This window comes from Streptomyces sp. ITFR-21 (assembly GCF_031844685.1).
Lineage (GTDB): Bacteria > Actinomycetota > Actinomycetes > Streptomycetales > Streptomycetaceae > Actinacidiphila.
In genome coordinates this window covers 77,483-89,455 of the sequence record NZ_CP134606.1, presented here as the reverse complement: position 1 = coordinate 89,455, position 11,973 = coordinate 77,483, and the positions used below count along the sequence as shown (strand labels likewise).

General features: G+C 71.4%; 12 protein-coding genes. 4 read left to right on the top strand and 8 right to left on the bottom strand.

Annotation, left to right across the window (positions count from 1 at the left end; translation table 11 throughout):
- Nucleotides 1-105: 105 nt before the first annotated feature.
- Nucleotides 106-423: a WhiB family transcriptional regulator gene (locus tag RLT57_RS31115; RefSeq protein ID WP_311301011.1), complete on the top strand. Its 318-nt coding sequence runs from the start codon at nt 106-108 to the stop codon at nt 421-423.
- Nucleotides 424-476: 53 nt separating this feature from the next.
- Here RLT57_RS31115 and RLT57_RS31110 read toward each other — a convergent pair whose 3' ends face one another.
- From RLT57_RS31110 to RLT57_RS31095, 4 genes are all read right to left on the bottom strand, one after another.
- On the bottom strand, nt 477-758 hold the full coding sequence (locus RLT57_RS31110; RefSeq protein WP_311301010.1) for a hypothetical protein: 282 nt from the start codon (nt 756-758) through the stop codon (nt 477-479).
- Between the two features lie 132 nt (nt 759-890).
- On the bottom strand, nt 891-2,708 hold the full coding sequence (locus tag RLT57_RS31105; protein ID WP_311301009.1) for an RNA-binding domain-containing protein: 1,818 nt from the start codon (nt 2,706-2,708) through the stop codon (nt 891-893).
- A gap of 91 nt (nt 2,709-2,799) precedes the next feature.
- Nucleotides 2,800-3,246, bottom strand: a complete 447-nt coding sequence (locus RLT57_RS31100) for a hypothetical protein (protein ID WP_311301008.1) — start codon at nt 3,244-3,246, stop codon at nt 2,800-2,802.
- 328 nt (nt 3,247-3,574) lie between these two features.
- The gene (locus RLT57_RS31095) at nt 3,575-4,603 is read right to left on the bottom strand and encodes a hypothetical protein (RefSeq protein ID WP_311301007.1); all 1,029 of its coding nucleotides are present in this window, start codon (nt 4,601-4,603) and stop codon (nt 3,575-3,577) included.
- Between the two features lie 259 nt (nt 4,604-4,862).
- On the opposite strand from RLT57_RS31095, the gene RLT57_RS31090 reads away from it, so the two are divergent.
- Complete coding sequence (locus RLT57_RS31090; RefSeq protein ID WP_311301006.1) at nt 4,863-5,717, top strand: GNAT family N-acetyltransferase; 855 nt, start codon at nt 4,863-4,865, stop codon at nt 5,715-5,717.
- Here the strand turns inward: RLT57_RS31090 and RLT57_RS31085 are convergent.
- The 4 genes from RLT57_RS31085 to RLT57_RS31070 form a co-directional block, all read right to left on the bottom strand.
- Nucleotides 5,708-7,054 carry a helix-turn-helix domain-containing protein gene (locus tag RLT57_RS31085; RefSeq protein ID WP_311301005.1) on the bottom strand — a complete coding sequence of 449 codons (1,347 nt, stop codon included), beginning with the start codon at nt 7,052-7,054 and terminating at the stop codon, nt 5,708-5,710. The two genes, RLT57_RS31090 and RLT57_RS31085, sit on opposite strands and share 10 nt — an antisense overlap.
- 122 nt (nt 7,055-7,176) lie before the next feature.
- A complete protein-coding gene (locus RLT57_RS31080; protein WP_311301004.1) occupies nt 7,177-7,527 on the bottom strand; it encodes a hypothetical protein in 351 nt (116 codons plus the stop codon).
- 882 nt (nt 7,528-8,409) lie between these two features.
- The gene (locus tag RLT57_RS31075; protein WP_311301003.1) at nt 8,410-8,946 is read right to left on the bottom strand and encodes a DUF4262 domain-containing protein; all 537 of its coding nucleotides are present in this window, start codon (nt 8,944-8,946) and stop codon (nt 8,410-8,412) included.
- A 188-nt stretch (nt 8,947-9,134) separates the two neighbouring features.
- Nucleotides 9,135-9,839 carry a hypothetical protein gene (locus RLT57_RS31070; RefSeq protein ID WP_311301002.1) on the bottom strand — a complete coding sequence of 235 codons (705 nt, stop codon included), beginning with the start codon at nt 9,837-9,839 and terminating at the stop codon, nt 9,135-9,137.
- 126 nt (nt 9,840-9,965) lie between these two features.
- On the opposite strand from RLT57_RS31070, the gene RLT57_RS31065 reads away from it, so the two are divergent.
- Nucleotides 9,966-10,799: a hypothetical protein gene (locus RLT57_RS31065; RefSeq protein ID WP_311301001.1), complete on the top strand. Its 834-nt coding sequence runs from the start codon at nt 9,966-9,968 to the stop codon at nt 10,797-10,799.
- A 592-nt stretch (nt 10,800-11,391) separates the two neighbouring features.
- Complete coding sequence (locus tag RLT57_RS31060) at nt 11,392-11,898, top strand: hypothetical protein (RefSeq protein WP_311301000.1); 507 nt, start codon at nt 11,392-11,394, stop codon at nt 11,896-11,898.
- Nucleotides 11,899-11,973: the final 75 nt, after the last annotated feature.

Here is an 11,973-nt window from a genome sequence, read left to right as displayed (position 1 = left end):
TGAGATGACGCTGTCCCATGCCCCCTGCGGTTGCCGTACCGTCTCCGGATCGCCCCTTCGTCGGGTGGAGGCGGTGAGCCGGCACGGGGAGAGGACGGCGCTGCGGTGATCGAGGACGGGTGGGAGACGCGGGCGGCATGCCGGACCAGCGATCCGGATGAACTGTTCGTGGACGGCGCGGCCCAGAACCGGGCGAAATCCATATGCACCGGCTGCCATGTACGCACCGAGTGTCTCGCGTACGCCTTGGACAACCGCATCGAGCACGGCGTGTGGGGCGGGATGACGGACCGGGAGCGGCGCGCCCTGCTGCGCCGGCGGCCGACCGTGACCTCCTGGCGCCAGTTGCTTGAGGCGGCCCGCACCGAGCACGCCCGGCTGGCGCGCTCAGGCGAAGGGGGACGGTGGGAAGTTGCCGGCTGATGGCGGCCCGGGGCTTTTGCGCGGGCTCATCCGGACTCGGAGACGATCGCTCGTCAGCTCTCCGCGTCGACGGGCAGCGACACCACGGTGCCGAGGCTAAGCGACGGGACGCTGTGACCCGTTTTCGGCACCTGCCGGTGCCACCGCTGACCGGTCTGCCCCGTGCCGACTCCTGCTTCGTCAAAGTCCTCCGGTTCGGCCCACTTCACGACGTCACCCGGAAACCGCTCCTCCGCGCGCTTGTCGCACCATTCCTGGGCGGCCTCGACGCTGCTGAACAGGGCGCGGCCCACACCGGGGAACGTGGCCAGGAAGAAGTTCGTCGGATCGCTCATGGCACCTGAGCGTAGTGGCGGCGACGAGATGGAGGCCCGGTCCTTCGCAGGTGACCGTGGATGCGTGGTCGGCTCCGGCGCAAGCCGGGACTGGCCCGTCTCCGAGGACCTCCGGAGCCGATCAGCGCACGCCTACAGGAGTTCCACCTCGGCGTCGACGTAGCCGAATTGCTGGGCCATGTGCACCAGCGCCTGCCGCATCAGGCTCTGTCGTTCCCCGCGGCCCATGGTGGGCGCGGTGGTGATCGTGACGGCCATCTTCGACCGCCCGCCGTCGGTGCTGGCGCCCAGCGGTTCCAGATCGACGAGTTCGTCCAAGGCCGGCAGGACGTTGTTCTCGGCGGGCTGTTCGCACGTCATCCGCAGCTCGGTTGTGGGCGGCGCGGCCCACCGTAGTGCTGCCGGGTCTCCGACCACGTCGGGCAGCAGTTCGGCGGCCGTCTCCCACGCGCCCAGCAAGACGGCCTGAACCTCGTCGAAGCTGAGCTGGGTGCCCCAGTCGATGTCCAGGGCGCTTGCCCACGCCGCGGGGTTCTCGATCGTGACGTCCGCGCAGGCGACCACGGTGGAGTCCGTCGTCGTGGGCAAAGCGAGCGTCGCGGCGGCCCTCAAGGCCGGGGCGCCGTCCGGTGCGCTGACCGTGCACGTGTAGCTGACGGAGCGGGCCGTATTACTGAACCGTCCTCGGCTCCACTCGGCCGCGGGGAGTTCCGCTCCCCGGCGCCTGGACAGCGTGGTCACCGCACCGGCCAGCGCACTGTACGGGAGCTGCTGTTCGAGCTGCTGGCGCCGCGGCCTGCTGATCTCCAACGTACCCGGGTCAGCCCAGGGCAGGTTCACCACAGCGCGCAAGCGAAGCGCCGGTGACTGGCCGGAGGTCCAGTTCTCGGCAGACCGCCCCTGGTTGAGGCTGAAGTGGGGAAGAGGTTCCCACCGCCACACACCGCGTCCCGAGCACGCCAGTCGGCCTGCGCCCCACGATCCGCCGTCGAGATCCACGCTTCGTTCATCGACCCCGACCATCCATGATCCGTCTGTCCCCTCCGGCGGGACGGGATACCCCACGGCCGCGAGCGGGTCATGGCCGGGCGCGTACCGGCCGGCTTCGACGATCGCCTGCCATACGGGCGTGGCGACCACGACCGGCGGGCGGCCGGCCACCAGACACAGCACCCACCCCGACTCGCTGTCGCGCTCGTGGTGCAGATCCTGCAGAGCGGTCGACCCGTGGGCCCACGCTTCCCCAGCCGCTTCCCCCAGCTCGGCTCTGGCCAGCTGTCGGTATGCCTCCTGCATCTCCCGCTCGCGGTCCGGGAGCCCCTGGCCGACCCGCAGCCCTCCCCCCGGCCCGCTTTCGGAAACAGCCTGCCGCACGAGGTCGGCCAGGGCCTCGGCGGTCGGCATGCCGGAAGCCCGGACGCCCGCGGAGAGCAGCGCTGCGATCTCGGCGCGCGGCAGCCAGTGCGTCTGGTCGCCGTCCCGCACCGGCACGGCGACGGTGTCCGTCCGCTGGGCGCCCGGCTTCCCGGTCGGCGCCGCCACGACGAAGAGCGTGGCCGCGGGCTGCGGAGGAACGTCGATGAACAGCACGCGCTCCTCACCGTCGCCCGACCAGCCGATGCGTACCCCGCGGGGCGCGGAGGTGATCCGGGCGCGGATCACCTTTCGGACCTGGTCGACGTTCACCGCATCCGGGGCGAGACCCCTGATGTGGTCGAGGACTTCCTCGTCGCCTTCCATGCGGGTGGCGATGCCGACGACGATGACGCCGCCTCCCCCGTTGGCGAAAGCGGCGACATCCTTGGCGAGTTCCTCGGGCGCGCGGGGGTCGGCATCGAGTTGGTACGCCGCGGCCTTCGCATCGAGCCACTGGGTCTCGCGCAGCCCGAGCAGAGAGCCGGGCTGGTGGGCCTCCAGCGCGGCCAGTGCGCTCTTCAGATCGTTCACCACTCCGGCAGTATCTACCGGCGCACCGGCCTCTCGCGGCCAGGTCTCACACGTTTACCAGCAAGGCCCCGGCGTACGACCGCCTGCGCAGCGGTCAGCGAGCGCGTGCCTGCGTGTAGCCGGCGATCCGCTCGGCGTCGTGCTGCATCAGTACGGACAGGTCCTGACCCGCCCACAAGGCGAAGCTCAGCGCGATCTCGCGGGCGTCTTCGAGCTCGGAGTTCGGGCGGAGGTAGGCGAGGAAGGGGATGGCGAGCTGTGCCGTCCGCTCCGTCGGACTGTCGCCGGATTGGGCAGAGGCGGCGACGCTGAGAAGTTCCAGGCAGGTGGGCCCGGCAGGGTGGGCGTGGCGCTGGCTCAGGCTGACCTCGTCACCGAACTCGCCGAGCCAGGAGTCGAACCGGTCCTGATCATGGCCGAGGAGCTGACGTCGGTATCCCGCCCACTCGGTGGCCAACCACTCGATCAGCAGCAGTGCGTCCGGGCGGAGGGAGCCGAGACCCTGCCATGTCTCCAGCGCAGCCGTCAGGGCGCCGTACATCCCCCTGTCGGCAGGAGGGGGACCCTCGCCGCCCGCGGCGTGATGAGCGGCTTCGCCCTGAGCAGTCATCCTGATCAGGACTAAGGCGACGCCACGGGGCTCGGATCGCGTGGTGGTCTCTGACATCGTCAACTCCTGGCTGGTGTCGGGTGATCGGGAAGCGAACGCGATGTGCCGGGCTGGGACCCGGAGGACGGAACATCTAGGTTCTGAAGGTGAGAACGACGGCCTCGGGCCGTTGTACCGGGGCGCCCTGGCAGGCCTTCTGGTGGCCCGAGCGCCATGGGCCGGCTTCCTCCGGCAGGAGATTCAACTCGGGAACGCCGCCCTACGCCTTCGGGCCGTCGTCCGGGCCGGTCACGTTGGCGAGGTGGAGAACCCCTTCGGTGCCGAACACGGTGTGGAACCCTACCTGGCCGCCGGGTCGGGAGGCTGCGGCCGTGAACCAGCGGCTGGAGCGCAACGCCTGGGCGACGCACTCGGCTACCGAATCGCCGACGGGTGCGACCGACGTCTCGGGCGACTCCAACTCGGGCATGTCCTCCAAGTCCATGCCGTAGTGCTCCAGGTGCTGGATGAGCAGGTGGGCCAGGGCCCGAGACGGGTCGCTGGTGTGGCGCTGCCCTTCGGCGGGGTCCATCCGGCCGGGGAAGACCACGGCGCGGGTGAAGAAGTCGGTCAAGGCCCCGAACAGCTCCGGGTTCGGGCGGCGGCTGCGGTCATCGCGTGCCTTGATGGCACAGTCCAGGACGACGTTCACGTGCGCGCGCCGGGTTTGTTCCGCGGCGTCCGGCCCGTCGGCGTCACTGGACGTGCCGGCGGCTGCGGCGGTGCCTTCGGCCTCTGCGGGAAGCCGCGCCGCGGCGGGCAGAGCGCCGTCCAGCTCGGCCTGCCACCGGTCGAACGTCCCGGCCTGCTCCTCGGCACGCTGATAGGCCGCGTCGTACTTGTCGTCCCCGAGGACTGCGGCAGACTCCGCCCAGCTCGCGAGCAGCGCGGCGTGCTCCCACCGGTCCTCGGATGCGGGAAGCTGGTCGCGCCGCCCGTCCATGAGGGCAGGCAGCAGTGCGGTGATCGCCTCCGGCGCCGCCAGCACCGGTACCGGCAAGGCGACGAGCTTGTCGCCGCCTCGCTCCCGGTACGACCAGCCGGTGGACGAGTCCCACAGCAGCTCGAAGCCGTCCGGCCACTCCTCGCCGGTCAGCTCCGCAGCGCCGCCGATCCACGACCACCGGGCCTCCGCCGTCCCCCGCGCCTGCGTCCGGCGCACCGTGAACTCCGCATCCGCGTAGCCGGCGCGTCCCAGTGCACTCTCGATGACGCGCGGGTACCTCTTCCAGCCCCTGAACTGGTCCACGGTGTTCCCTCTTCCTGCTGTGCCGAACGGCCTCGGCCTCTACCCGGCCAGACTGCCAGCCGCCACTGACACCACCCCCACCGGCAATCGCACGCGAACCGAAAGAACGATCAGCCGTGCGAACTCGCGAACGCCCGACGCCTTCGAAGAGGGCCGGCCGACGAGGACGAGCCGGCGGCCGCAGGCTCTAGCTACCCGCCTGTGCCGTCTCCGCACGAAACCGACCCAGGCATAGCCCTACGCTGCCAAGGTGGCACTCATGGAATCCGTCGACACCGCCCTGGACCGCGTCTGGCCCGCCGAACTGCGCACCGACCGCCTCCTGCTGCGCCCGGACACGGACGAAGACGGAGCCGTCGTACGCGAGTTGTTGACCGACGACCGGGTCCGTGCGCACCTCGGCGGTCCGGCCACGGAAGAGCGCGCTGCCGCGGGACAGGCCGCATACCCCAAGACGGCCGGCACCTGGGCCGTCGTACGGATCGCCGACCAGCGGGCGATCGGCCTGGTGGCCATCGGCCCCGACCATCGCTGTGAAGGGCGCGCCGAGGTCTCCTACCAACTGCTCCCGAGCGTCTGGGGCCAGCGCCTTGGCCGGGAAGCCGTCGCCGCGATCGCCCAGTGGTGGGCTGAGGCGATCCCCGCCGGCGGGCCGCTGGTCGCTGTCACCCAGGCAGCGAACGTCCCCTCGCGCCGCATGCTGGAGTCGATCGGCATGACCCTGGCCGACGAGTTCTACGAACACGGCGCACAGCAGTGCCTCTACACCCCCGCAGGTGACCCAGAGGACACCGAGCTGCGCTGGACCCGTCTGATCGCCGAGCGTATGGACGCCGTCGAGCGGCGCCGAGGAGCAGAAGCCCGTGCGACCGTGGTCGGCCAGAGCCTCCCGGATGATCTCTCGGCGCTCGCTGCCGAAGACCTGGCCCGGCTGTGCGCCGACCTGCACGGTGCCTACGGCCGTATCTGCGTCCGACCGACAGACCACACGCCGGACCTCCACCTGGGCCGGGCACCCGACGGAGCGTGGATCGCCTGGCTGACGAGCCGCGAAGCGGTGAAGGCCGCCCTGTCCGGCGGGACTTCAGGAGCTGTGGGCCGGACTCAGAACTGATCGGCACGCATCGGAACGAGTTCCGCGACCTCGAACTGGTCGGTTTCAGGGCGCAGTTCGAGGAAGCGGGCGAGGACCTGGGCGTGCGCCTGATCGGCGAAGAGGTCCGCCGCCACCGAATCGACGGGACCGTCCAGCCCGAGGTACGTCATGGCCAGATGGGCGGCGGCGTGCAGAGCGTCCTTCTCGGTGGGGTACGTCCAGGTGCTCAGCGAACGTCCCGGCTCGCTGCGGTGCAGGAGAAGCCAGGGTCCGCCGGCGGCCGTGGGCGGCGCGCCGACGAGTGACCGGCACGTACGGCACCAATCGGCGTTGGCGGCCACTCGTTCCTCCGGCCGGGCATGCCACACCGGCTCCGGCGCCTGCGGCTTCGCCACCTTCGGCTGAGCAGACAGGAGCCGCGGCTCCTTCGTCAGCAGTGCGGGGATCCGGTACCCAGCCCGGGCGCGCGATTTCGTCCCGCGAGAAGGGTTCGGAGACGGCCACAGCGCCGCCGGCCACGCCTCGTCAAGAGACCGGTGGAGAAGCCGATCGGCAGGATGGCTGCCGTCGGCCAGATGCCCCTCGGAGGGTGACGGCTCCTCGCCGGACGGCAGCGGCAGCAGCCACTGCGCCGAATCCTTCAGCCAGGACTGGCCGCAACCATCACACCAATGCACCGCGGCGTCCTGCTCGGCGGGGCTGTCGTACCAACCCGGCTCCTCAGGCCCCAAACCAAGGCGCGTCATGCTGGACGACTTCGCGCACGGACAGGACCGGAACCGATACAGCTGCGCATCGGCCTGCTCGTCGCGGGAGGCATGCAGCCACGCGGGGTGGACTCCCAGCGCCTGGGCCAGGGCTTCCCGGTCACCTTCCCCGGGCCGGGACCGACCCGCTGCCCAGTGCCCGATCTGGTGCGCGCCGACGCCGATGTCGCGTCCCAGCCCGGCGGCCGTCTGCGCGGTCGCGTCCTGCAACAGCCGCAGGCGCCGCGAGAAGGGGGACAGGCTGACCAGCTCCCACACCGGATGGTCGGTGCGGTCGACGTACTCCGCATCGCCCTCCCACACGTCATGGAGCTCGTTGTAGGAGACGGCGTGGTCCGCCAGCGTCTCGGTCACCCACCGTCGCACCGCGACGTCGTCCACCCACTGCTCGTCAGCCGCCTTCGATGCCGCAGCGTCCGCGTTCTCCGCCAGCACCAACTCCTCGTGCATCGGCTGCTCGACAGCCAGGATCGCCCGAGATGCGATGACACGGCGGGCCGGCTCCGGCCTGGTCCCGCTGACCACGCCCGAAAGCACGTCGACAGCCCGCACCACGTAGCGGTCCTGCTCCTTCCCCCAGCGGCTCACCTCTTAGTTCCTCCAGCCTCCCGCTGTGCCCTGTCGTGGGACATCATCTCGGTCACGAAGCGGGAGCGTGCGGCAACCCCCGAAGTTCACTCGGACCAAACCATTCAGGGGCGGACGTTCGTTCAGCGGGCCAGCCAGTGCCGCTCGACGACCGGGTCGCCTCCCTGATACCGGTGCCACAGGAGGGGACCGACGCCAACCCAGGCTGGAATCCCAGGCGCGGGCAGCGGTGGGCGGCCGCCTCGGGCGGCGTCGTCGGCCAGCAGCCGGGCGAGATTGGCCCGGTACTCCTCGTTGCCCCTGTAGCCATGCTCGACGTCCGCGAGAACCTGCAGCAGGGGGTGGGTGCGCATCTCGATCCGGCCGCGGTGGGAGGTGCGGGCACAGTGCGTGAGGATCGATCCAAGACCACGCGTCCAGCCCGCGCGCGAGCGCGATGCGGTCGATGTGGTCGGCCAGTGGCCCGCCGCCATCCGTCCAGGCCGCGTACAGGCGCACCGAGCCGTCGGGCTGGGGGATGTCGGTGCGCACCAGAGTCTCGGGATCCTCCGCGGCGAGCGCATCGTCCACGATGGCCAGTTCGACGGGGCTGCGGTCCCAGGTGGGCACGAGGCCGGGCGGCGTGGCCGTGAGAACCGGCACGGGTAACTCCAGCGGCAGGCGGGCGTGGTTCCGCATACTCAACGACGAGCGGAGCGAACAGTCACGGTCTCTTCCGTTCGGCCCGGGGACACGCGCCGTGGTGCCCCGCGAGGATGGCCGCCGCCAGGACGCCCGGGCCATCCTCAAAAACGGCCGCACCGCCTGCTGCAGGAGTGTGGGCTGTGTCGGCCGAGCGCCTCCCTGGCGGGCGCCCCCGAGCCGGCCGCAGCGGCCAGCCGTACGCTTCTGGTTGGTGGCGGCGGGACCAGCCCGGCCGCCGGGGAAGACACCAACGTCGCAGGGTCGAGCAGGGGCGGGGGCTGACCGGGTCAAGCCGCGCCGGAGCCGGGCCACCTCGTGCGACTCCACCCGACAACGCCCCCGCCGCCCCGCCCGACTTGCGCGCACCGAGGGAGGGGCTCGCTGCGCCCCTACTGGGTATGGCGCCCAGGTCGCCCGGTCAGTGACGGGCGCCGGCAGACCGCCGCGCCCCTGCGCCGTTCGGCGTGCAGAAGATTGAAGCTGGGCGGGACGCATAGCGATGTGCGGAGGCCACCGTATGGGCTTCCGCACATCGCTCTCTGAATGGAGGGGCCGAAAATTCGCGAGGCTCTCCTCGCGGCGCATCGGATCAGGCCGGGATCGCTCGGATGGCGGGAGCCGGCGCTGTTCTACAGGGCGTCCTGCCGCCCGACGGCCTGTACTCCCTGAGATCACAGGAGCGGCTGGCCTTCCGGTGAAATGGAACATCCCAGGTCCGTAGGGAAGACGCCCGCAGCATCCGGCCAGACCACCTGCCAGTACGGTGGGCAGGAATCATCACCGAAAATCGCACGGTGCAATGAGAAGTTCTCCAGGGACTCCACACGTCGCATCCGCACCTGAAATCCACCAGCCAGCACGCCGTCGAGGGAAACACCTGACGCGGGCCCAGTCGAGTCTTTAAACCTGTCAACTAGTCTGTGAAGCACACCGTTGGCTACTTCATGGCCCAGGCCAGTCATCACGAGTTCGTAGCCATGAGACTGGTGCAGTCCGATCGTGTATGAGTATGGCGCACTATGCCCGTCGCTTACTACCGGCTGCACGGCGTACCCATACTCACCAATCGTGCGAGCCACCCGGTACAAATATTCCGTCATGAAGTCGCCCTCGGGTTCGACGGACAGGGCCGGGCTGTGCTCGGCCAGCCAGGCGGCCAGTTCCGGCGCGGTGGGCCGCGCCGCAGCGGCAGGGGGGGTTTCGGGCATGACGGTCTCCTGCTGGAAGGGTGGACGGGGCGCGGGCAGTGCCGCCCGTGCAGCCCTGCGCACGCAGGGAAGACCGGCCTTGCCCGGCCGGTATCCGGGGTCTGCGGCAGCGCCGCGGCCCGGGAGGAGCCTGCTGATGATAGGGGGCAGGCCCCTGGCCGGGACGCCCCCCGGCCGGGGGCCTGCGGTCACATCCAGTGCTCGGGCGGCAGGCCCGTGGCGTGCTGCCGGCGGTGCTGGAAGATCTTGTTCGCCGCGTCCTCGAACCGGCTCGGGGATGCGCTGGCGTATGCGGACAGGGCGTTGGCGAGGGCGGTGCCCGCGTAGTCCCAGGGGGTGCTCGGCGCGACGTACAGCTCCCGACCGTGGCTGATCGGCAGGTGCCGGTACGCGAGATAGACGTGCAGCAGGCCGTAGGTGAGGCCGTGCCTGTCCAGGGCGGCGTTCCGCTCGTTGGCCAGGGCGGTGGCGAGGCTTTTCAGGGCCACTTCCGGCGCGGCGTCACGGAACAGCCGGGCGATCAGCTCCGGGTCCAGGCTCACGGCGTCCACCGCGTCCAGAGCCGCCTCCACCCCCCGCAGGGCCTGCAGGACCGGGGCGAGCTCCTCTTCCACCGCGTGCCCGCTCCAGTGCTTCCCGTGCGTCTCCCCGTACGTCTCGTCCTGGCCGGTCGGGTCGGTCCGGGCGCAGTACGCGCCGTGGTCGTAGCGGTCCTGCCCGGTGAGGTCGGCGATGGTGTGCGCCAGGGGCACGATCTCCAGGCGGGCGTCGTGGCGCTTCGCCAGGGCCGTGTCCCCGGCGGGGTAGGGGTGGGCCTGCCGAAAGCTGCCGCGGTGGCCCAGGTAGATGTCCACCCAGGCCGGCTGGTCGGCCGTGCCGGTCGTCTCGCTCATCACGTCCTCCTCGGTGTCCGGTGCGGTGACCACGATGCCGCACCCCGACCCGAATGTAAAGTACTTGACGCTACTTCGTAAACTGCTTTACGGTCGGGTGGTCGTCAACCCGAAAGGCACCCGCTGATGGCTCTCCCGCACGCCCCCCACCTCCTCGTCGAGGCAACGCCCGAATCCGCCCCCACTCGGCCCCTCCTCATGGTCCTCGCTGGCAACTGGTTCGCCGACTCCCGCACCGTCGACGCCCGCGACGCCGCCACCCGCGACCGGCTGCCCGTCCTGCGCGTCACCCCCCACCCCGACCTCGACGCCTGCGGCCACGCGGCCGTCCACCTCGCCTACACCGTTCGCTGGTCCATCCCCGTGCCCGCCCGGCAGCAGGTACTGCCGCCCGCCGCACCCTGGCCCGCGCCCGCGCAGGATGACGACGAGGCCGACGAGGCCGACAATCTCGGCTGGCACGACCTGACCCCGGCGCAGACCCTGCTAGCCGAACCCATGCCGCCCGCCCACCTCGACGCCCTGCGCGAGCAGCGGCTCACCGAAGCCGACCACGCCGCCGACACCGACGACCTGACCGGCTTCACCCCGCAGCAGCTGCGCCTCCTCGGCGGCCCGGACGGAGCCCGCCGCCTCCTGCGCGACCGCGGTCGTGCCTCCGCCGGCCGCACCGAGTGGACCGAGCGCGCAGACTGGACCGCTCTCGCAGACCGCCTCGAAACGCTCCGCTCCGCCGCACCGCCGAAACTCACCCCGGTCCAGCGCCTCGCCCTCGCAGGCGCCGCACGGATCATCCTCGCGCAGCGCCAGGAGGCGAACACCCAGTCACTGCGGGACCTGACCGGGCACATCCTCGCCTCCACGGCCCTCGGCCCCGGCGACACCGCCGCACTGGGCGCCCTCACCCGGCAGACCCTCAACACCTGGCACCCGGCAAGCAGCCGGCCGGACCGCACTTGACCGGCACCCCGACACCGCTCGGCGCAGGCCCCTCCGACCGCGCGGGTACGACGCGCAGCGCCCCCGCCCCGGCAGCACTAATAGCCGCAGGCGGGGCGCCGTCGTACGGGCCGGGGCCCTCGCCCCCGCCCGTACGGGGCTCACCGGGGCGCGGGCAGGGAGCGAACAGCGGCGTGGGCAACGGCCTGCGCGTGCTGGCGCAGCGGCACAGCTCCACGACGTACCGCCAGCCGCCGTCCCGCTGCACCCGGCGCAGCACGCCGACCACGACCCGGTGGCGTCCTGTCCGAGCATCCGGGGCAGGAGGATCGTGTCCTCTGCCGTCGAACCTTGACCGCGTGCCATCGAAGCCGCCGCACGGCCCACGTACCTTGCGCCGCTGGCCGCGCCCAGCAGGGTGAGCTCGGACGCGCGCTGCACCTCGTCCCGGTCCCGGCAGGCCAGCGGGACGCCGGTGCCGGCGGACGCCAGCGGGCTGGCGCCCTGGTCTTCGGCCGGGGGGAAGCTCCCAGTCGTCGTCCGGCGGGGGCCACCTCTTGCTAACTATGCCCCACATGGGGCATAGTTAGGGATGTCGAGAGGGAGGACCCCGATGGATACCACCGCAGCCGCGCTCCAGGCCGGCGTGACCACCGCCACGATCCGCACCTGGTGCCGGACCGGCGTGATCGCCGCACAGAAGGCCGGCCGCCGGTGGACCGTCGATGCCGCCTCTCTCGCCCACCGCATCGCCATCGCCGCGATGCGCCGTACCCGGAAGGCCACCCCCATGACCGAACCCGCCGCCGCGCTTCCCTGGGACCGCGACCACCCCGAGGCCGCCGACCTCAACCGCCTGGTCGCCAGCGGCATCACCGTGCAGCAGATCCTCGACGCGCTCGGCTCCGACGCGCAGGGGATGGGCCGCTACCGCCCCTTCACCGGCCGGTCCCGCCGCTGGCTGGACGACCGGCTGACCGACATCGCCCTGCGCGCCCAGGACGCCGAGGACCGGGCCCAGGCGCAGCGGGCCGTGAACCTGGCCACCCCCGCCAGGTCGACCACATCCTCAGCCTGCTCGCCCAGCGCCGCCGCAGCGGCGACGGCGGCGGCTTCATGACCGGACCCACCGACCGCGCCGGCATCGAGCAGCTCACCAAAGCCGACGCGTCCACCTACATCAGCAGCCTGCGAG

Coding starts and splice junctions, on each gene's coding strand:
- RLT57_RS31070 (WP_311301002.1), bottom strand. CDS start 9,839: ATGAGCGAGACGACCGGCACGGCCGACCAGCCGGCCTGGGTGGACATC.
- RLT57_RS31065 (WP_311301001.1), top strand. CDS start 9,966: ATGGCTCTCCCGCACGCCCCCCACCTCCTCGTCGAGGCAACGCCCGAA.
- RLT57_RS31100 (WP_311301008.1), bottom strand. CDS start 3,246: ATGTACGGCGCCCTGACGGCTGCGCTGGAGACATGGCAGGGTCTCGGC.
- RLT57_RS31110 (WP_311301010.1), bottom strand. CDS start 758: ATGAGCGATCCGACGAACTTCTTCCTGGCCACGTTCCCCGGTGTGGGC.
- RLT57_RS31075 (WP_311301003.1), bottom strand. CDS start 8,946: ATGCCCGAAACCCCCCCTGCCGCTGCGGCGCGGCCCACCGCGCCGGAA.
- RLT57_RS31060 (WP_311301000.1), top strand. CDS start 11,392: ATGGATACCACCGCAGCCGCGCTCCAGGCCGGCGTGACCACCGCCACG.
- RLT57_RS31090 (WP_311301006.1), top strand. CDS start 4,863: ATGGAATCCGTCGACACCGCCCTGGACCGCGTCTGGCCCGCCGAACTG.
- RLT57_RS31080 (WP_311301004.1), bottom strand. CDS start 7,527: ATGGCGGCGGGCCACTGGCCGACCACATCGACCGCATCGCGCTCGCGC.